The organism is Allorhizobium sp. nf9_anc, assembly GCF_056323085.1.
Genome location: NZ_CM150481.1, coordinates 4,154,478 through 4,171,775 on the forward strand (window position 1 = coordinate 4,154,478; position 17,298 = coordinate 4,171,775).

The window sequence follows — 17,298 nt, forward strand, 5'->3', positions numbered from 1 at the left end:
GCAAGGCAAACGAGGAGTGAGGCCTTTGAAATACGAAAAACTGAATGCGGCGTCCATCGCAGCGCGCCTTGGCGAGATGCATGGCTGGGCGGTCGGGCGCGACGGTGCTGCCATCGAAAAGCACTATGTGTTTCGCGACTTCCGCCAGGCCTTCGGCTTTATGGCCGAATGTGCGCTTGCCGCCGAGAAGCTCGACCACCATCCGGAGTGGTTCAACGTCTACAAAAAGGTCGATGTGACGCTGACGACCCATTCGGCTGGCGGCGTGACGGAACTCGACTTCAAGCTTGCCGTTCTCATGGATCTGGCCGCGGCCCGAAACGGATAAGTGTGTGCGGCGATTGAATTCGGCTTCCTCGCTTCACATATGATTGATCGGGTCCGAACGAAGGGATCGATGGGCTATGGATGATGTGAAGATCGGTGAGATTCTGCTTCCGGGCGACGAAAAGACGCAGGAAAAGCAGGAAGCGAAGGTGCGCAGCCGTTTCTGGCCGACCTTCAAGAAGGCTGCACGGCAGATCCCTTTTTCACGGGATCTGGTGGCTGCGTATTACTGCGCGACGGACCGCGAAACCCCGTTCCGCGTCAGGGGTATCCTGCTGGCGGCCCTGGGCTATTTCGTCCTACCGATCGATGTCGTGCCGGACATTCTTGCGGTGGTTGGCTTCACCGATGACATCGCGGTGCTGACCACAGCGATCGCCTTGATAAACAGGCATATCAAGGATCGTCACTACGACGAGGCCGATAAAGCCCTTGCGGACGACGTCCAGCCGACCTGAATGGTCACGAGGCCGCCTTGGTGTCCAAGGCAGCCCAACTCTTGCCTTTTTCTTTCATTCTACATCGTCAGCAGGATCGAGGTCCGAAAACCGTTTTTTGCCGGATTTCGGGGCGCCAGACAGGACGTTGACGCCAAATATGACAACAAGGCGTGCGCCGTTCATCGTTTGGTAAGGTAAATTAAGTCAAACTGAACACAGGTTTTGACGATGAGCGCCCGGCCGCATGGTCGGGTGATGGATGGAAACAACCGGCAGGAAGACATGTTCGTAAGAAGTAGCGTAACCGCACTGGCAATCCTCCTGGCGAGCAGCGGGCTCGCCAACGCGCAATCGCCCACGCGGATCGAGCAGTTCAAGGCCTGGGGCGCCTATTCCTACAAGTCGAATGGCGGCACTGTTTGCTACGTGCTGTCCGTTCCGACCACCAAGGAACCGGCCAGCGTCAATCACGGCGACATCTTCTTTGTCGTGTCGCAGCGTCCCGGCCAGAACATCTCGTATGAGCCGCAGGCCATGATGGGTTACCCGATGAAGGGCGACTCCAAGGTCAATGTGAAGATCGACAACAAGAACTTCGTCTTGTTCGTCAAGGATACCTCCGCCTGGGTCGAGAATGCAGCTGAAGAGCCTGCGCTCGTCGCTGCGATGAAGGGTGGCTCGTCGATGACCGTCACCGCGACATCGGCTCGTGGTACGGCCACAAACTACACCTATTCGCTTTCCGGTATCTCGGCAGCTCTGCAGAAGATCCAGAACTGCAACTAAGGCCGGAACGCCTGAATTTTACGGAAGGGGCCGGCAGCATCTGCCGGCCCCTTTCATTTGCGCATGGCCGCCCCGCAGGCGGTTGGGGTGACGGAAGCTAAAAAAGCTGCTATTGGCCGCTGCAAATTAGGGCATGGGCTCGATCCCCTGTCCGCCATGATCCATGAATTCACACCTGCCAGCCGGGACGCGCTCGATCCGAGCATGCTTCTCCATATGGTCCAGAGGTCCAGACGATGACAGTTTCAGTGACGCTTCCTGAGCGTAGCCAGACTGCGGCTCCGGTTCGCCCCACCGCTTTCGCCGAGAAGCCGAGCCTGCTCGGCCTCGACCGCGAGGAGCTGGGTGAGGCCCTGCGCGGCAAGGGTGTGCCGGAAAAGCAGATCAAGATGCGCGTGGCGCAGATCTGGAACTGGCTCTATGTCCGCGGCATCTCCGACTTCGACCATATGGCGAATGTCTCCAAGGACATGCGTGAAATGCTGAAGACGCATTTCACCATCGCGCGTCCCGAGATCGTCGAAGAGCAGGTGTCGAATGATGGCACCCGCAAATGGCTGCTGCGCTTTCCGCCGCGTGGCGCGGGTCGGCCTGTGGAAGTTGAAAGCGTCTACATTCCGGAAGAGGGTCGCGGGACGCTCTGCATTTCGAGCCAGGTCGGCTGTACGCTCACCTGCTCCTTCTGCCACACCGGCACGCAGAAGCTGGTGCGCAATCTGACGGCTGAGGAAATCCTCTCTCAGCTTCTGCTCGCGCGTGACCGTCTCGGCGATTTCCCGGACCGCGAGATCCCGGTGGGCACCATGATGCCGTCGAGCGATCGCAAGATCACCAACATCGTGATGATGGGCATGGGTGAGCCGCTCTACAATTTCGAAGAGGTGAAGAAGGCGCTGCTGATCGCGACCGATGGCGATGGCCTGTCGCTGTCCAAGCGTCGCGTCACCCTGTCGACCTCGGGCGTGGTGCCGGAGATCTACCGGACCGGCGACGAGATCGGCGTCATGCTGGCGATCTCGCTGCACGCCGTCCGTGATGAACTCCGCGACATGCTGGTGCCGATCAACAAGAAGTACCCGCTGAAGGAGCTGATCGAAGCCTGTCGTAACTATCCGGGCCTGTCGAATGCCCGCCGCATCACCTTCGAATATGTGATGCTGAAGGACGTCAACGACAGCCTCGAAGATGCCAAGGGTCTGATCCAGTTGCTCAAGGGCGTACCGGCGAAGATCAATCTGATCCCGTTCAACCCGTGGCCGGGCACCAATTATCAGTGTTCCGACTGGGCGACGATCGAGAAGTTCGCTGATTTCATCAACCAGGCCGGCTATGCCTCGCCGATCCGCACACCGCGCGGCCGGGATATTCTGGCCGCCTGCGGTCAGCTGAAGTCGGAATCCGAGCGCATGCGCAAGACCGAGCGCCTGGCGTTTGAAGCGATGATGATCGCCAATCACGGCGAAGACGACGATTGAGGGTGAGGCGGGGCCGCTGTCCCGCCGACCAGCCTATTTGGCCTGCGTCATGAAGATCTTCACCGCGAAAATGGAGAAGACACCGGCAAAGGTGTAATCGATGCCGCGCAGAACCTTGCGGTTCGCCTGCAGCCAGCTCGACATGAAATCCGCCCCATAGACGATGCCGACGCCGATCGGCAGCGACAGGATTATCGACCACATGCCGAGGAAGATCAGCTTTCCGGTGACGTTGGGGTCGGTCGCGGTGACGAATTGCGGCAGGAAGGTCATGAAGAAGATGATGACCTTGGGGTTCAAGAGATTGACCCAGAGCCCGTTCAGGAAGGCGCCCTTTTTCGAGATGACCGCATCACCATCCGCCTTGATGACGAAATTCGATCCATGTCTGACAGCCTGGAGCGCCAGCCACAACAGATAGGCGGCGCCACCCGTCTTGAGCAGCATGAATGCCGTCGGTGAGGCGACGATAAGCGCCGAAATACCGAAGGCAACCAGCAGGGTGTGGATCGAGATCCCGAAGCTGGTTCCGGCGAGAGTCATCAGGCCAATCGCACGACCATCGCGGAGTGAGCGGCTGATCCAGAGCGTCATGTCCGGACCGGGAGTGATGGCAAGGAGCAGCAGCGCCAGGCTGAAGGCGAGGAAGACGGGAAGGCTCGGGATAAAATCCATTGATGTCACCGCATGATGAAGCACCCGCTAGCTGCGGGTGATCAATCCATAACGGCCTTCATCGACCTTGCCAATCAGCCTCTGGGGATCGACAGGTAGGTCTTGAAGGCATCGGCATAGTCCGGGTGCCAGCGCGAGAGGGGCGGGCGGTTTTCGATGATGTCGCCGGCGGCCCAGGCGATCCGCTTTTCGTCCAGGGCGCGGTTCACATCATTGTCAGGGCAGAGGATATAGAAGTCGCCTCTGACAAGGCTTTCCAGCATGAACTCGACCGTTTCCTCTGGTGTCCAGGCGCCTGCCGGCTTCTCGGTGCGGCCGTTTGCGGTCAGGCCCGTGAAGACGAAGCCGGGGATCAGCAGGTGGGCTGTGACATTGCAGTCCGGCGTGTTGCGCAACTCGTGCTGAAGCGCCTCGGTGAACGCCTTCACGCCCGCCTTGGAGACATTGTAGGCGGGATCGCCGGGCGGGGTTGTGATGCCCTGCTTCGAGCCGGTGTTGATGATCAAGGCCGCATCCTTGTGGGCGACCATGCCGGGGCCAAAGGTGCGGGTGCCATTAATGACGCCCATCAGGTTGACGCCGAGAACGTTCTCCCAGTTTGCCTGCGGCCCGAAGAGCGCACTGCCCGGCTGGATGCCGGCATTGTTCATCAGTACATGCACGCGTCCGAACCGCTGGATGACGGCGCGCTCCAGCGCTTCGAGTTCATCCAGCTTCGACACATCCGTGCCGATGGCGACGACATCCGTGTCGCCGTTTGCGGACAGCGGGGCGACTTCCAAGGCTGCGGCGGCCAGCTGATCGCCGTCGAGGTCAACCAGAACGACGCAGAGACCCATGCCAGCAAAGGCCTTGGCGGTTGCGAGGCCAATGCCAGAGGCGGCGCCGGTGATGACGGCGACATGACCTTTCACGAGTGCTGGATGTGGGGTCATCATGGGCAAATTCCTTCCAGGTCAATGGCTTTGGCAGTGATGGCGATATGGTACCCGTGTTCGGCTTCGTCAACATGACGGCAAATCGGTCCCTGGCTTGCCCGGCTATCAGACCCAACCGATCTTGGCCGCCACCTCGGCCGGTCGATGCCCTTGCGTACCGGCGGAATCTCGCTAAAAGTGCCGCCATTCTTGATCCAGGCGGGGTTTGAGCCTCGCTCCTTCCAGACGGAACATCGACATGGCACTCCCCAAAGACGTGAAGAAAGTCGTCCTCGCCTATTCCGGCGGTCTCGACACCTCGATCATCCTGAAATGGCTTCAGACCGAACTCGGTGCAGAAGTCGTCACCTTCACGGCCGACCTCGGCCAGGGTGAAGAACTCGAGCCGGCCCGCAAGAAGGCCGAGATGCTCGGCATCAAGGAGATCTTCATCGAGGACGTGCGCGAAGAGTTCGTCCGCGATTTCGTCTTCCCGATGTTCCGTGCCAATGCCGTCTATGAAGGCGTCTACCTGCTCGGCACCTCGATCGCCCGTCCGCTGATCTCCAAGCACCTGATCGATATCGCCAAGAAGACCGGCGCCGATGCCATCGCTCACGGCGCGACCGGCAAGGGCAATGACCAGGTTCGCTTCGAACTCTCGGCCTATGCACTGAACCCCGATATTAAGATCATCGCTCCGTGGCGCGACTGGGCCTTCAAGAGCCGCACTGATCTGCTCGCCTTCGCCGAGCAGAACCAGATCCCGGTTGCCAAGGACAAGAAGGGCGAGGCGCCGTTCTCGGTCGACGCCAACCTCCTGCACTCCTCGTCCGAGGGCAAGGTTCTCGAAGATCCGTCCGTCGAGGCTCCCGAATACGTGCACATGCGCACGATTTCTCCGGAAGCCGCTCCGGACAAGGCCACCATCATCAAGGTCGGCTTCGAAAAGGGTGATGCTGTCTCGATCAACGGCGTTCGCATGAGCCCGGCAACGCTTCTCGCCGCACTCAACGACTACGGCCGCGACAACGGCATCGGTCGCCTTGACCTCGTCGAAAACCGCTTCGTCGGCATGAAGTCGCGCGGCGTCTACGAGACCCCCGGCGGTACGATCCTGCTTTCGGCACACCGCGCGATCGAATCGATCACGCTCGACCGGGGTGCAGCCCATCTCAAGGACGAGATCATGCCGCGCTACGCCGAGCTGATCTATTACGGCTTCTGGTTCTCGCCGGAGCGGGAGATGCTGCAGGCCCTGATCGACAAGAGCCAGGAGCATGTCGAAGGCGAAGTGACGCTGAAGCTCTACAAGGGCAATGTCATGGTCATCGGCCGTGAGTCGTCGAAGTCGCTGTATTCCGACCAGCTCGTCACCTTCGAGGACGACCAGGGCGCCTACGACCAGAAGGATGCGGCCGGCTTCATCAAGCTGAATGCGCTGCGCCTGCGCACGCTCGCCAAGCGCAATCTCGGCAAGTAAGCCCTACTCAGCAAAGACGACAGATAGCCCGTCTGCCCTTTGGCAGGCGGGCTTTTTTATGCCCGTCGTTCGAGGTGGCGCAACCAGAGGAAGCCGGCAACAGCGCTCAGTTCCATGAAGGGAATGATGATGCCGAAGGCGGTGAGCGGATCGCCGATCGAGGCTGCGGCGACACCGCCTGCGAAGCCTGCACTCATCTGCAGGAAGCCTGTCAGGGCAGACGCTGACCCCGCGATATGCGGGAACGGGGCCATGCTCATCGTCACGACATGAGGGCTCAAGAAGGCGAGCCCGAAAGTGCAGACCGCCACCGGTCCCATGACCGACAGGAAGAAGGGTGGCACGAAGGCGACCGACAATGCCATTGCGATGGCACCCGTGCCGCAGAGTGCGATGCCGATCCTCGACGCGGTGAGACCGGAAATCTTGCGAGAGACGAGTTTCAGCGTCAGTGATCCCGTCAGATAGGCGCCTGATTGCATCAGCATGCCCAGGCCGAACTGGGTAGGTGTCAGGCCGACCTCGTTGATCAGGACAAAGGGCAGCATCGTGGACTGGGCGTAGAGGGCGCCGATCGTGCCACTGAGCACCAGGGAGGCGGCGATGAAGCGGGCATTGCCGGCGACTTCGATATAGTTGCGCCACAACTGGCCTGGCCTCAGGCGCCCCAAGTCCGGAACGATCGTTTCCCGGAGTAGAAGCAGTGTGAAGGCCATGGCCATCAGGCCGAAGGCGACCATCAGCAGGAACACCGCATTCCAGCCGAAGGCAGCAAGGGTCAGACCGCCGAGAGTTGGCCCCATGGCCGGACCGACCGCGAGGAAGATGCCGATCGTGTTGAGGATGCGTGCTGCATCGGCGCCTGTATAGAGGTCGCGAACGATGGCGCGGCCGACGACGACGCCGACGGATGCGCCGATACCCTGCACAAGGCGTGCCGCCAGGATGAATTCGACGCTCGGCGCCACGAAGGCCAGAAGCGAGCCGGCCAGATAGATCGCCAGAAAGATCAGCGTTGCCTTTTTTCGACCGAGCGCATCGGCAAGCGGTCCGGCAACCAGCTGGGCGAGGGCGAAGCCTGCGAAGAACATCGAGAGACTGAGCTTGATTGCGGCGTCCGTCGTTCCGAAGGCGCGTACGAGTTCGGGCATCGCCGGCGTGTAGATCGCCATGGAAATGGGGCCGAGCGTGGTCAGGAAGGCACCGAGAAACGTGGTGCGGCGCTCGCTCATGCGCATTTGGGTCATGAAAACTCGCTCAGTGTATCGCTGTTGGCGCGGCATGCATGCCAGCGCCTGTGTGCACTTAGAGCGAATGCGTGTCCGGATCGAGTCCCACTTCAAGAGAAGTCGGGACGATCGGGTAATCAGGTGTTGCGGGCGAAGAAGTCGAGGACCTTCGAATACGAGTCTGCCACGTCCATGTCGCCGATCATTTCGGCGAGGGATTGCTGGGTCCTGTAATATTCGGCGTAGTCGAACTGCGAATCGTCAGTGAGGGTGGAGAGATCCGTGACGTTTCCGTTGCGATCGACCATCTGCAAGGGCAGCTCGGTCGAGAGTTCGCGATAGGTATTTTCGTCGATCTCGTCGCGCTGGAAGCTCTCGCTTGCGATTTCACGCATGCGCCGCGGTGTCATGCTGGCGAAGACGGACAGAGCCTCTTCGAAAACTTCCGTCTCACGGCTTACGAGCTTCTTCGGCTCGAGATCGGAGAGGCGGATGTCTGTCTGAGTATTGCTCTCTTGGACGCGGAACGACGACGCGCCGACCGGCTTGATCGGAAAGATTTCCATGGCCATGGACCGTCCTTTCATAGGATCCATCGATCTATGGGCCTATTCGAATGTACGTCAATGTTGCGAGAAAGCGGCGTTGGAAAATTCTGTTCTTTTTCACTGATTTTTGCGTGCGCGTCTTTATTCGGCCGGGATAGCATGGGGCAAATCAGTGCGCCGCCGCTGCCATGCGGTGCCCAAGGAGGTATCTGAAATGACTGAGTCGTCCGTGTTCAATCCCGCTGTCGTCGACTGGAAAGGCCTGCATGGCCTGCCGCAATTCGAGAAGGTCGGTGACGACGACTATGCGCCGGCCTTCGAGGCTGCCCTCAAGGATCATGACGCCGAGATCGATGCGATCGCGGATAATCCGGAGCCGGCCACCTTCGCCAACACCATTGTGGCGCTTGAGATTGCCGGCGATGCGCTCTCGCGCGTCTCGGCCCTGTTCTGGAACCGGGCCGGTGCCCATACCAATCCGGGCATCCAGGCGCTGGAACGCGAGATCGCGCCGAAAATGTCGCGCCACTATTCGAAGATCGGCATGAACGCAGCCCTCTTCCGCCGCATCGACGACCTCTGGACCCGGCGTGATGAGCTCGGGCTCACGCTCGAGGAGACGCGCGTTCTCGAACGTCACTGGAAGGGCTTCGTCAAGTCGGGCGCCAAGCTGCCCAAGGCCGAGCAGGAGCGCCTCGCCGCGATCAACGAGCGGCTGGCGAGCCTTGGCGCAAACTTCGGCCAGAATGTCTTGGCGGATGAATCCTCCTGGATCCTGCCGCTGTCTGATGAAGACGACCTCGCCGGTATCCCCGCCTTCCTGCGCGATGCAATGGCGTCGGCCGCTGCCGCGAATGGTAACGGCCATACCCACGTGGTCACGCTCTCCCGATCGATCATCGAGCCATTCCTCACCTTCTCTGAGCGCCGTGACCTGCGCGAGATCGCCTTCAAGGCCTGGACCTCGCGTGGGATCAATGGTGGCGAGACTGACAATCGGGAGATCGTCAAGGAGACGCTCGCGCTTCGGGCGGAAAAGGCGCAGCTGCTCGGCTACAAGGACTTCGCGTCCTTGAAGCTCGACAATACGATGGCGAAGACGCCTGAGGCGGTGAACGGGCTTCTGATGCAGGTCTGGGAAAAGGCCGTTTCGCAGGCCCGGACTGAAGAGGCTGAACTCGCAGCCTTGATTGCCGAAGAGGGCAAGAACCACGAAGTCGCGCCCTGGGACTGGCGTCATTATGCGGAGAAGCTGCGGGCGCAGAAGTTCAACTTCTCGGAAGCCGAGCTGAAACCCTATCTGCAGCTTGAGAAGATCATCGAGGCCTGCTTCGACGTTGCCGGCCGCATCTTCGGGATCCGTGCGGTGCCTCTCACCAATGTCGTCGGCTATCACCCCGATGTTCGCGTCTTCGAGATCCGCGACCGCAACGATACGCTGGTTGCTCTCTTCCTCGGCGACTATTTCGCCAGGCCGTCCAAGCGCTCGGGTGCCTGGATGAGCAGCTTCCAGGCCCAGCACCAGCTGACCTTGAAGAACGGTCGGAAGGGCGAATTGCCGATCATCTACAATGTCTGCAATTTCGCAAAGCCAGAGCCGGGCAAGCCGGCGCTGCTGTCGCTCGACGACGCACGGACGCTCTTCCATGAATTCGGCCATGCCGCGCATGGCATGCTGTCTAATGTCACTTATCCCTCGGTGTCCGGCACGGGCGTCTCGCGCGACTTCGTCGAACTGCCCTCGCAGCTTTACGAGCACTGGCTGACCGTGCCCGAGATCCTGAAGACCTACGCGGTGCACTATCAGACGGGCGAGCCGATGCCGCAGGCCCTGCTCGACAAGGTGTTGGCAGCGCGCACCTTCAATGCCGGGTTCAATACGGTCGAGTTCACGTCGTCTGCGCTCGTCGACATGGCCTTTCATACGCAAGGGGCCGTCGAGGATCCGATCGCCGTGCAGGCCGAGGTGCTGGCGAAGATCGGCATGCCGGCCTCGATCGTGATGCGCCATGCGACGCCGCACTTCCAGCACGTGTTCTCCGGTGACGGTTATTCGGCCGGCTACTATTCCTACATGTGGTCGGAAGTGCTCGATGCCGATGCCTTCGCCGCCTTCGAGGAAACCGGCAATCCCTTCGATCCGGAGATGGCACGAAAGCTCAAGACCCATATCTATGCATCGGGAGGATCGGTCGATCCGGAGGATGCCTACAAGGCCTTCCGTGGCAAGATGCCGAGCCCGGAAGCTATGCTGAAGAAGAAAGGGCTTGCGGCTTAAGGCAGGCAGCACCGAGCAAAACCGACGCCGGCGGTAACCATCGCCGGCGCATCGGGCGTTTCCCCCTTTCGCAAATGCAAAAAACAAGGTATGAGCGCGCCAAAGTAAATCGGCGCCTCTCTCCCGTATTGCGCCCCAGCTATCAGAGATCACAAACATGAAAATGCGCAACATCGCGATTATCGCGCACGTCGACCATGGAAAAACGACCCTTGTGGACGAGCTTCTGAAGCAGTCCGGCTCTTTCCGTGAGAACCAGCGCACCGCCGAGCGCATGATGGATTCGAACGATCTCGAAAAGGAACGTGGCATCACGATCCTGGCCAAGGCGACCTCGATCGAGTGGAAGGGTCACCGCATCAACATCGTCGACACCCCCGGCCACGCCGACTTCGGCGGCGAAGTTGAGCGTATCCTGTCGATGGTTGATGGCGCGATTGTTCTGGTCGATAGCTCGGAAGGCCCGATGCCGCAGACCAAGTTCGTTGTCGGCAAGGCGCTGAAGGTTGGTCTTCGCCCGATCGTCGCGATCAACAAGATCGACCGTCCGGACGGCCGCCACGAAGAAGTCATCAACGAAGTCTTCGACCTTTTTGCCAATCTCGACGCGACCGACGATCAGCTCGACTTCCCGATCCTTTACGGCTCTGGTCGCGATGGCTGGATGAACGTCAATCCGGAAGGCCCGAAGGATCAGGGCCTGGCCCCGCTTCTCGACCTCGTTCTGGAACATGTTCCGGAGCCGAATGTTGAAGAAGGCCCGTTCCGCATGATCGGTACGCTTCTGGAAGCCAACCCCTTCCTCGGCCGTATCATCACCGGTCGTATCGCTTCCGGCTCGATCAAGCCGAACCAGGCCGTCAAGGTTCTTTCCCAGGACGGCAAGACCGTTGAAACCGGCCGTATCTCGAAGATCCTCGCGTTCCGCGGCATCGAGCGCCAGCCGATCGAAGAAGCCCATGCAGGTGACATCGTCGCCATCGCCGGCCTCTCCAAGGGCACCGTTGCCGACACCTTCTGCGATCCGTCGATCACCGAAGCCATGACCGCGCAGCCGATCGACCCGCCGACGGTCACCATGTCCTTCCTCGTCAACGACAGCCCGCTTGCCGGCACCGAAGGCGACAAGGTCACGAGCCGCGTTATCCGCGATCGTCTGTTCAAGGAAGCCGAAGGCAACGTCGCGCTGAAGATCGAAGAATCTGACGGCAAGGACTCGTTCTTCGTGTCCGGCCGTGGCGAATTGCAGCTGGCCGTTCTCATCGAGACCATGCGCCGCGAAGGCTTCGAGCTTGCCGTGTCGCGTCCGCGCGTCGTCATGCACAAGGACGAGAACGGCACCACCATGGAGCCGATCGAAGAAGTCGTCATCGACGTCGACGAAGAGCATTCCGGCGTCGTCGTTCAGAAGATGTCCGAGCGCAAGGGCGAAATGGTCGAGCTTCGTCCGTCGGGCGGCAGCCGCGTTCGTCTGCGTTTCTACGCACCGACCCGTGGCCTGATCGGATACCAGTCGGAACTGCTGACCGACACGCGTGGCACGGCGATCATGAACCGCCTGTTCCACGACTACCAGCCCTTCAAGGGTGCGATCACTGGTCGCGTCAACGGCGTCCTTCTTTCCAACCAGTCCGGTGAAGCCGTCGCCTATGCGATGTTCAACCTGGAAGATCGCGGCCCGATGATCATCGAGCCAGGCGAGAAGGTCTATGCCGGCATGATCATCGGCATTCACACCCGTGACAACGACCTTGAGGTCAACGTCCTCAAGGGCAAGCAGCTGACCAACATCCGTTCGGCCGGCAAGGACGAAGCCGTAAAGCTCACACCGCCGATCCGCATGACGCTCGACCGCGCGCTGTCCTGGATCCAGGACGACGAACTGATGGAAGTCACGCCGAAGTCGATCCGCCTGCGCAAGATGTTCCTCGATGCGAACGATCGCAAGCGCATGGAAAAGTCCAAGGCTGCCATCTGAGGCGCAAGTCTCTGAAAATATGTATCGTTTTGAAACCCCGGTCTTCCAGGCCGGGGTTTTGTTTGTGCATCCCCCTCCTTCTGCCTTGCGAGTAATCTTAAAAAAGCGTTAAATTTTCCCCGTGGACCGATGCAGGTCCAGGCTCCGCGTCTCCTTAGTCGGGCGCGCCAGGGTGGGTTTACGTTATGAAGACGTTGTCGATCGACATGCGCTTGGCAGGTCCCGGTGATGCCGCAGCGATCGCTGACGCTCACCGCAATGCCTGGACACACGCCTATTCCGGCATCATTCCCTATCGTGCCCTGACCCGGATGATCGAGCGCCGCGGCGAAAGCTGGTGGCGCAAGGCGACGCGTGGCCCCGCCACCATCCTGCTTGCCGAGGTCGCTGGCACGGTCGCAGGCTACGCCTCACTGGGCTATAACCGCGCCCGCGCCTTGCCGCATGAAGGCGAGATCTACGAGATTTACTTGCGCCCCGAATATCAGGGCATCGGCCTCGGCTATCAGCTGTTCCATGAGGCAAAGCGCACGCTGAAATCGCTCGGCTGCAATGGAATGGTCGTCTGGTGCCTCGAGGACAGCGAAATTGCCGCCAATTTCTTCCGCTCCAATGGCGGCGTGGATGCCGTCGAAGGCATGGAAGACTTCGACGATGTGCATCTGAAGAAGCTCGGCTTCATCTGGAACTGACAGCGCGCGATCGTCTATTCCACCACATATCCTTCGGGCCAGTTGAACGTCCTGTCGCTGGTGAGTTGGCCACGCTCGCCGTACCAGGCCGGTGACTGCATGCCGCAATCGAACCCGGGCGCAACCTGATCTGCCACCTGACGGGCCAAGAGGTTTGCATTGGCATTGGCCTTCGCATCGACCATCCCGACAAAGCACGAGCCCGGATAATCAGGTGTGGCGACGCGGGAGATGACCAGAACCTGGCCCGTGCTTTCTGGGCTCGGTGAGCCGTCCGGTCCGGGGTTTTCGATGAACCAGCGCAGGATTGCCGCGAAGGGCTTGCCGGACGCATCCCGCCGCCACTCGATCTTGTCATTGACCCGGTTGAAGGCACTGAAACTCTCGAAGGCGCCGTGCTGCAATTCTCGATCGACGGGACCAAAGAGTACGCTCTGGCGCAGGTCGCCCTCTTTGAAATGCACCTCCAGACCCTTGAAGCCTTTGCACAGTAAGCTGGCACCCATCGCGTCGGCTTCGATGGTCTGGCAGTTGTCGAGGTTGAGATCGGTATAGGCGCTGTCGTTGGCGTGGACTGCTGCCGCGACGAACATGCTTGCGGCAAACATCACCGCGATCGGCAAAGGGCTGGTGGCATGCATTGTCTGGCATCCTCATATTCCGCCGGCTTGTGCGGGGCGGCTTCTCCCAAAGCCGTGTTGCATTGCGCCATATTTCGCATTAGGTAGCGCAGGAATTCAACACTCTACGGGGTCCAATAATATGCGTATTGATGCAATTGCCATCGGCAAGAACCCGCCGGAAGACATCAACGTCATCGTCGAAGTTCCTGTCGGCGGCCAGCCGATCAAGTATGAGATGGACAAGGACGCCGGCACGCTGGTCGTCGACCGCTTCCTCTACACCCCGATGACCTATCCGGGCAATTACGGCTTCGTGCCGCACACGCTCTGCAAGGACGGCGACCCGCTCGACGTTCTCATCTGCAACACGCGTCCGCTCGTTCCGGGCTGCGTCATCAATGTTCGCCCGATCGGCGTGATGATGATGGAAGACGATGGCGGTATGGACGAGAAGATCCTCGCCGTTCCGGTGCCGAAGCTGACGCGTCGCTACGACAAGATCGCCAACTACACGGATCTTCCGGAAATCACGCTCAAGCAGATCCAGCACTTCTTCGAGCACTACAAGGATCTGGAGCCCGGCAAGTGGGTGAAGATCGGCGACTGGATGGATGTCGATGCTGCAAAGCAGATCATCCTGGACTCGATCCAGCGCGCCAAGGACGAAGGTAAGTAAGCTCAGGCTGAGGCCAGCGCTTCTATCCGCGATTGCAAATCCTCCGGGTCGCCCTCGATCCGGAGGATTTTTTGTCTCGAGGTCTCGCCTGAAGCGACTGATATCGAGGACTTCGGGACCTTCAAGGCTTTCGAAAGCAGGGCGACAAGGGCCTTGTTGGCCTTGCCCTTTTCCGGCACGGCGGTCACGCGCGCCTTGAGGTGTGCCAGACCGTCAGCGGCAACCTCCACCCCGTCAAACGCATCGCGCCCGCCGTTCGGTGTCAGCCGGACGGCGAGAAGGATATGGTCATTGCCAATACGGCAGGGGCTTGTCACGCCACCAGCGGGTAGATGCTGTTCCAGAGGAAGGAACGCAGGAAAAAGATGATCAGCAGCAAGACGATCGGCGAGATGTCGATGCCGCCAAGATCCGGCATGAAGCGGCGGATCGGGCGCAGCACTGGCTCGGTGACGTTGTAGAAGAACTGTCCGAGCGTCGCCACGAAGCGATTGCTGGAATTGATCACGTTGAAGGCAAAGAGCCAGGAGAAGATGGCACTGCCGATCAGAATCCAGGTGAAGATGCTCAAGGCAAGGTCGATCGTCTGAAACAGTGCGTACATTCAGGTCTCCATTTCTCGGTTGACAGAGATGTAGACATTGGCGACTTAACGGACAAGTGGATGGGGCCCACGCAATCCGAATCATGTTTAACGGCGGGCCCGTCCCGCAGTCCAAGGTATTGTTCGATGCACGCCTCCTCAGCCGACGACCGTTTTGCTGCGTTCCGGCATTCTTCCTACACGCGCTTCTTCTTTGCCCGCTTCCTCGGCGCCTTCGCCACCCAGATCCTCAGCGTCTCGGTCGGTTGGCAGATGTACGACATGACGGGGAATGTATTCTATCTCGGCCTGATCGGTCTGGTGCAGTTCCTGCCATCGCTCCTCTTGATCCTGGTGACCGGATCCGTGGCCGACCGGTATAATCGTCGTGCCATCGTCTCCATCTGCATGATCGTCAGCGCCATCTGCGCCGGTGCGTTGCTTGGGCTTACGATCGCCGACGCTTTCGAGCCGACCATCGTCTTTGCTATTCTCGTCGTCTTCGGCATCGAGCGCGCCTTTGCAGCGCCTGCGGTGCAGTCGCTCGCGCCCAATCTGGTGCCGCAGAAGGATCTGTCGAACGCAGTCGCCTGGAATTCATCCTCCTGGCAGACGGCTTCGATTGTCGGTCCGGTCGCTGGCGGCCTGCTCTACGGGGCAAGTCCCGTCGTTGCCTATTCCGTGTCCTTCGGCTTCTTTGCGGCCGCAGCGATCCTCGTCTTCCTGGTCAAGCGTCCGCCGCAGCGGAAGTCCGAAAAGGCCGTGACGCTCGATACGCTGTTTGCCGGCTTCCGCTTCATCTTCGGTGAAAAGGTCGTGCTGGGTGCGATTTCGCTCGATCTGTTCGCGGTGCTCCTCGGTGGCGCCGTGGCGCTGATGCCGGTCTTTGCGCGTGACATTCTCGATCTCGGCCCCTGGGGCCTCGGCCTTTTGCGCGCCGCACCCGGGATCGGCGCCATCATCGTCGCGATCGCGCTGGCAAGCTTCCCCATCCGCCACAATGCCGGGACCTTCATGTTCATCGGTGTCGCCCTCTTCGGCGTCGGGACGATCCTTTTCGGCTTCTCCGAGACGGCCTGGCTGTCGATCTTCGCGCTGATGCTGATGGGCGCTGCCGACATGGCGTCCGTCTATGTTCGCGAGACGCTGATTGCGCTCTGGACGCCTGATGAGGTCCGCGGCCGCGTCAACGCCGTCAACATGGTCTTTGTCGGCGCCTCAAACGAACTGGGTGAGTTCCGGGCCGGCACCATGGCGCATTTCATCGGGCCGGTGCCTGCCGTCGTGCTTGGTGGCTTTGGGACGCTGGCCGTTGCCGCCGTCTGGGCGCTCGGCTTCCCGCAATTGCGCAAGATCGACAATCTCGAGGCGCCGGAGCGTCAGGAAGCCCGCTGATCGCGATTGAAGATCAGGTCGAGGTAATCGGAGAGCCAGGCACGCAGCGGCGCGTCGAAGATCATCCGGCCTTCCAGATGTTCGCGCCCCTGCTGGGCATTCGGTAGCACGAAACGATGGGCACCATGGACCACCCAGCGGTGCATCATGGCGCGGGTCAGTTCTGCATGGAACTGCACGGCCCAGGCGTTCTCACCATAGCGGAATGCCTGGTTCGGATAGATCTCTCCGGTCGCCAACAGCTTGGCGCCCTGTGGCAGGCTGAAGCCTTCGCGGTGGAAGTGATAGACCATCTTCGGCCAGTGCATCAGCAGGCGGCCATGTTCGGTCGGCTTGATCGGATACCAGCCGATTTCGGTGCGCTCATCCCTGTCAGCCTCAACCTTGCCGCCGAGGTGACGAACGAGCATCTGGGCGCCGAGGCAGATGCCGAGGAAGGGCTTGTTTTCCTTCAGCGGCACGTCGAGCCAGTTGATTTCGGTCTTGATGTAGTCGTCGGGATCGTTCGCGCTCATCGGACCGCCAAAGACGACAGCGCCCGCATGGTTCGCCAAGGTTTTTGGCAGAGCCTGCCCAAGTACCGGACGGCGGATGTCGAGGGGATAACCTTTCTCCTCCAGCATCTGGCCGACACGGCCGGGGCTCGATCGCTCCTGGTGCAGGACGATCAGAACAGGCTGCTTGCGATCGCGCGGGCGCGATCGTTCGTCACTTGGCATCGTCGATCGCTCCAAGGCCGGCTCGTTCGGCGGCTTCCTGCCGTTGGACGATGCGTTCACGCCCGGATACGCCGAGCAGGTCCGCGACCCGCCAGATGGCGTGGTCTTCCATCTCGCTGCGGCTGCCGTCTGCATAGACGATGTCCCAGAGGATGCCGACCAGATGTTGGCGCTCGTCCTCGTTCAACTGTCGCTTCAGTTCCGTCGTGAAGCGGTAGTAGTCGACCGCCTCGCTCTCGGCGTCTTGACCGGCCGCGATCAAGGCGTCGAGGTCGCTTTCTTCGAGCCCGTATTCCTCCTTGAGGATTTCCCGCAGTTTTGCCTTTTCAGCGTCGCGGACGACGCCGTCCGCTTCCATGACCTGGAGACAGAGGGCGGCAACGGCGATCCGAGGGTCGTCAGGTGCAAAGACCGCCTTGGGGCGGTCCTGCATTACGGATTGGAAGAAGGATTGCAGGCGATCGAGCATGCCGG

The 17,298-nt window shown here is 60.4% G+C and carries 19 protein-coding genes; 10 read left to right on the plus strand and 9 right to left on the minus strand.

Features of this window, described 5'->3' with window-relative positions:
* The first annotated feature begins 25 nt into the window (after nucleotides 1-25).
* From AC02Y0_RS20210 to rlmN, 4 genes are all read left to right on the plus strand, one after another.
* Nucleotides 26-328 carry a 4a-hydroxytetrahydrobiopterin dehydratase gene (locus AC02Y0_RS20210; protein ID WP_476380797.1) on the plus strand — a complete coding sequence of 101 codons (303 nt, stop codon included), beginning with the start codon at nucleotides 26-28 and terminating at the stop codon, nucleotides 326-328.
* A gap of 76 nt (nucleotides 329-404) precedes the next feature.
* Nucleotides 405-785, plus strand: a complete 381-nt coding sequence (locus AC02Y0_RS20215) for a YkvA family protein (protein WP_444556891.1) — start codon at nucleotides 405-407, stop codon at nucleotides 783-785.
* A 264-nt stretch (nucleotides 786-1,049) separates the two neighbouring features.
* Complete coding sequence (locus AC02Y0_RS20220) at nucleotides 1,050-1,553, plus strand: invasion associated locus B family protein (protein WP_102021262.1); 504 nt, start codon at nucleotides 1,050-1,052, stop codon at nucleotides 1,551-1,553.
* Nucleotides 1,554-1,789: 236 nt separating this feature from the next.
* The gene (gene rlmN, locus AC02Y0_RS20225; RefSeq protein WP_476380799.1) at nucleotides 1,790-3,028 is read left to right on the plus strand and encodes a dual-specificity RNA methyltransferase RlmN; all 1,239 of its coding nucleotides are present in this window, start codon (nucleotides 1,790-1,792) and stop codon (nucleotides 3,026-3,028) included.
* 33 nt (nucleotides 3,029-3,061) lie between these two features.
* Here the strand turns inward: rlmN and AC02Y0_RS20230 are convergent, their stop codons facing one another.
* Together AC02Y0_RS20230 and AC02Y0_RS20235 are read right to left on the minus strand one after the other, a co-directional pair.
* Complete coding sequence (locus AC02Y0_RS20230; protein ID WP_476380800.1) at nucleotides 3,062-3,703, minus strand: LysE family translocator; 642 nt, start codon at nucleotides 3,701-3,703, stop codon at nucleotides 3,062-3,064.
* Nucleotides 3,704-3,777: 74 nt separating this feature from the next.
* Complete coding sequence (locus AC02Y0_RS20235) at nucleotides 3,778-4,641, minus strand: SDR family NAD(P)-dependent oxidoreductase (protein WP_476380802.1); 864 nt, start codon at nucleotides 4,639-4,641, stop codon at nucleotides 3,778-3,780.
* Between the two features lie 238 nt (nucleotides 4,642-4,879).
* Between AC02Y0_RS20235 and AC02Y0_RS20240 the strand changes: the two genes are divergently transcribed.
* Complete coding sequence (locus AC02Y0_RS20240) at nucleotides 4,880-6,103, plus strand: argininosuccinate synthase (RefSeq protein ID WP_476380803.1); 1,224 nt, start codon at nucleotides 4,880-4,882, stop codon at nucleotides 6,101-6,103.
* Nucleotides 6,104-6,159: 56 nt separating this feature from the next.
* Here the strand turns inward: AC02Y0_RS20240 and AC02Y0_RS20245 are convergent, their stop codons facing one another.
* Both AC02Y0_RS20245 and AC02Y0_RS20250 read right to left on the minus strand, forming a co-directional pair.
* Nucleotides 6,160-7,350 carry a multidrug effflux MFS transporter gene (locus AC02Y0_RS20245; protein ID WP_476380805.1) on the minus strand — a complete coding sequence of 397 codons (1,191 nt, stop codon included), beginning with the start codon at nucleotides 7,348-7,350 and terminating at the stop codon, nucleotides 6,160-6,162.
* Between the two features lie 119 nt (nucleotides 7,351-7,469).
* The gene (locus tag AC02Y0_RS20250) at nucleotides 7,470-7,904 is read right to left on the minus strand and encodes a hypothetical protein (RefSeq protein ID WP_245408002.1); all 435 of its coding nucleotides are present in this window, start codon (nucleotides 7,902-7,904) and stop codon (nucleotides 7,470-7,472) included.
* Nucleotides 7,905-8,094: 190 nt separating this feature from the next.
* Here AC02Y0_RS20250 and AC02Y0_RS20255 point away from each other — a divergent pair, with 190 nt between their 5' ends.
* The 3 genes from AC02Y0_RS20255 to AC02Y0_RS20265 all read left to right on the plus strand — a co-directional run bounded on the left by AC02Y0_RS20255 (nucleotide 8,095) and on the right by AC02Y0_RS20265 (nucleotide 12,828).
* On the plus strand, nucleotides 8,095-10,158 hold the full coding sequence (locus AC02Y0_RS20255; RefSeq protein ID WP_476380807.1) for a M3 family metallopeptidase: 2,064 nt from the start codon (nucleotides 8,095-8,097) through the stop codon (nucleotides 10,156-10,158).
* A 157-nt stretch (nucleotides 10,159-10,315) separates the two neighbouring features.
* On the plus strand, nucleotides 10,316-12,136 hold the full coding sequence (gene typA, locus AC02Y0_RS20260) for a translational GTPase TypA (protein ID WP_444556897.1): 1,821 nt from the start codon (nucleotides 10,316-10,318) through the stop codon (nucleotides 12,134-12,136).
* Between the two features lie 185 nt (nucleotides 12,137-12,321).
* Entirely contained in the window at nucleotides 12,322-12,828 is a 507-nt protein-coding gene (locus tag AC02Y0_RS20265) for a GNAT family N-acetyltransferase (protein WP_102021017.1), read from the plus strand.
* A gap of 14 nt (nucleotides 12,829-12,842) precedes the next feature.
* On the opposite strand, the gene AC02Y0_RS20270 is transcribed toward AC02Y0_RS20265, so the two are convergent.
* Nucleotides 12,843-13,469 (minus strand): hypothetical protein, encoded by a 627-nt coding sequence (locus AC02Y0_RS20270; protein ID WP_476380810.1) that lies wholly within the window; start codon nucleotides 13,467-13,469, stop codon nucleotides 12,843-12,845.
* Between the two features lie 121 nt (nucleotides 13,470-13,590).
* Between AC02Y0_RS20270 and ppa the strand changes: the two genes are divergently transcribed.
* Nucleotides 13,591-14,127 carry an inorganic diphosphatase gene (gene ppa, locus AC02Y0_RS20275; RefSeq protein WP_102021015.1) on the plus strand — a complete coding sequence of 179 codons (537 nt, stop codon included), beginning with the start codon at nucleotides 13,591-13,593 and terminating at the stop codon, nucleotides 14,125-14,127.
* 2 nt (nucleotides 14,128-14,129) lie between these two features.
* Here the strand turns inward: ppa and AC02Y0_RS20280 are convergent, their stop codons facing one another.
* Nucleotides 14,130-14,444 (minus strand): DUF167 domain-containing protein, encoded by a 315-nt coding sequence (locus tag AC02Y0_RS20280; RefSeq protein WP_476380811.1) that lies wholly within the window; start codon nucleotides 14,442-14,444, stop codon nucleotides 14,130-14,132.
* Complete coding sequence (locus AC02Y0_RS20285; RefSeq protein ID WP_102021013.1) at nucleotides 14,441-14,731, minus strand: YggT family protein; 291 nt, start codon at nucleotides 14,729-14,731, stop codon at nucleotides 14,441-14,443. Before AC02Y0_RS20285 ends, AC02Y0_RS20280 begins: the two co-directional genes overlap by 4 nt.
* 126 nt (nucleotides 14,732-14,857) lie before the next feature.
* Here AC02Y0_RS20285 and AC02Y0_RS20290 point away from each other — a divergent pair, with 126 nt between their 5' ends.
* A complete protein-coding gene (locus tag AC02Y0_RS20290) occupies nucleotides 14,858-16,105 on the plus strand; it encodes an MFS transporter (protein WP_476380813.1) in 1,248 nt (415 codons plus the stop codon).
* Here AC02Y0_RS20290 and AC02Y0_RS20295 read toward each other — a convergent pair.
* Both AC02Y0_RS20295 and AC02Y0_RS20300 read right to left on the minus strand, forming a co-directional pair.
* Entirely contained in the window at nucleotides 16,090-16,824 is a 735-nt protein-coding gene (locus AC02Y0_RS20295) for a glutamine amidotransferase (protein ID WP_476380815.1), read from the minus strand. The two genes, AC02Y0_RS20290 and AC02Y0_RS20295, sit on opposite strands and share 16 nt — an antisense overlap.
* Nucleotides 16,814-17,293: a tellurite resistance TerB family protein gene (locus AC02Y0_RS20300; protein ID WP_476380817.1), complete on the minus strand. Its 480-nt coding sequence runs from the start codon at nucleotides 17,291-17,293 to the stop codon at nucleotides 16,814-16,816. The genes AC02Y0_RS20295 and AC02Y0_RS20300 overlap by 11 nt, the downstream gene beginning before the upstream one ends.
* Between the last annotated feature and the right edge of the window lie 5 nt (nucleotides 17,294-17,298).

What these genes read in the sequence shown, in the direction of transcription:
- AC02Y0_RS20215 (WP_444556891.1), top strand. Translation starts at nt 405, where the DNA reads ATGGATGATGTGAAGATCGGTGAGATTCTGCTTCCGGGCGACGAAAAG.
- AC02Y0_RS20220 (WP_102021262.1), top strand. Translation starts at nt 1,050, where the DNA reads ATGTTCGTAAGAAGTAGCGTAACCGCACTGGCAATCCTCCTGGCGAGC.
- rlmN (WP_476380799.1), top strand. Translation starts at nt 1,790, where the DNA reads ATGACAGTTTCAGTGACGCTTCCTGAGCGTAGCCAGACTGCGGCTCCG.
- AC02Y0_RS20230 (WP_476380800.1), bottom strand. Translation starts at nt 3,703, where the DNA reads ATGGATTTTATCCCGAGCCTTCCCGTCTTCCTCGCCTTCAGCCTGGCG.
- AC02Y0_RS20235 (WP_476380802.1), bottom strand. Translation starts at nt 4,641, where the DNA reads ATGATGACCCCACATCCAGCACTCGTGAAAGGTCATGTCGCCGTCATC.
- AC02Y0_RS20240 (WP_476380803.1), top strand. Translation starts at nt 4,880, where the DNA reads ATGGCACTCCCCAAAGACGTGAAGAAAGTCGTCCTCGCCTATTCCGGC.
- AC02Y0_RS20245 (WP_476380805.1), bottom strand. Translation starts at nt 7,350, where the DNA reads ATGACCCAAATGCGCATGAGCGAGCGCCGCACCACGTTTCTCGGTGCC.
- AC02Y0_RS20250 (WP_245408002.1), bottom strand. Translation starts at nt 7,904, where the DNA reads ATGGCCATGGAAATCTTTCCGATCAAGCCGGTCGGCGCGTCGTCGTTC.
- AC02Y0_RS20255 (WP_476380807.1), top strand. Translation starts at nt 8,095, where the DNA reads ATGACTGAGTCGTCCGTGTTCAATCCCGCTGTCGTCGACTGGAAAGGC.
- typA (WP_444556897.1), top strand. Translation starts at nt 10,316, where the DNA reads ATGAAAATGCGCAACATCGCGATTATCGCGCACGTCGACCATGGAAAA.
- AC02Y0_RS20265 (WP_102021017.1), top strand. Translation starts at nt 12,322, where the DNA reads ATGAAGACGTTGTCGATCGACATGCGCTTGGCAGGTCCCGGTGATGCC.
- AC02Y0_RS20270 (WP_476380810.1), bottom strand. Translation starts at nt 13,469, where the DNA reads ATGCATGCCACCAGCCCTTTGCCGATCGCGGTGATGTTTGCCGCAAGC.
- ppa (WP_102021015.1), top strand. Translation starts at nt 13,591, where the DNA reads ATGCGTATTGATGCAATTGCCATCGGCAAGAACCCGCCGGAAGACATC.
- AC02Y0_RS20285 (WP_102021013.1), bottom strand. Translation starts at nt 14,731, where the DNA reads ATGTACGCACTGTTTCAGACGATCGACCTTGCCTTGAGCATCTTCACC.
- AC02Y0_RS20290 (WP_476380813.1), top strand. Translation starts at nt 14,858, where the DNA reads ATGCACGCCTCCTCAGCCGACGACCGTTTTGCTGCGTTCCGGCATTCT.
- AC02Y0_RS20295 (WP_476380815.1), bottom strand. Translation starts at nt 16,824, where the DNA reads ATGCCAAGTGACGAACGATCGCGCCCGCGCGATCGCAAGCAGCCTGTT.
- AC02Y0_RS20300 (WP_476380817.1), bottom strand. Translation starts at nt 17,293, where the DNA reads ATGCTCGATCGCCTGCAATCCTTCTTCCAATCCGTAATGCAGGACCGC.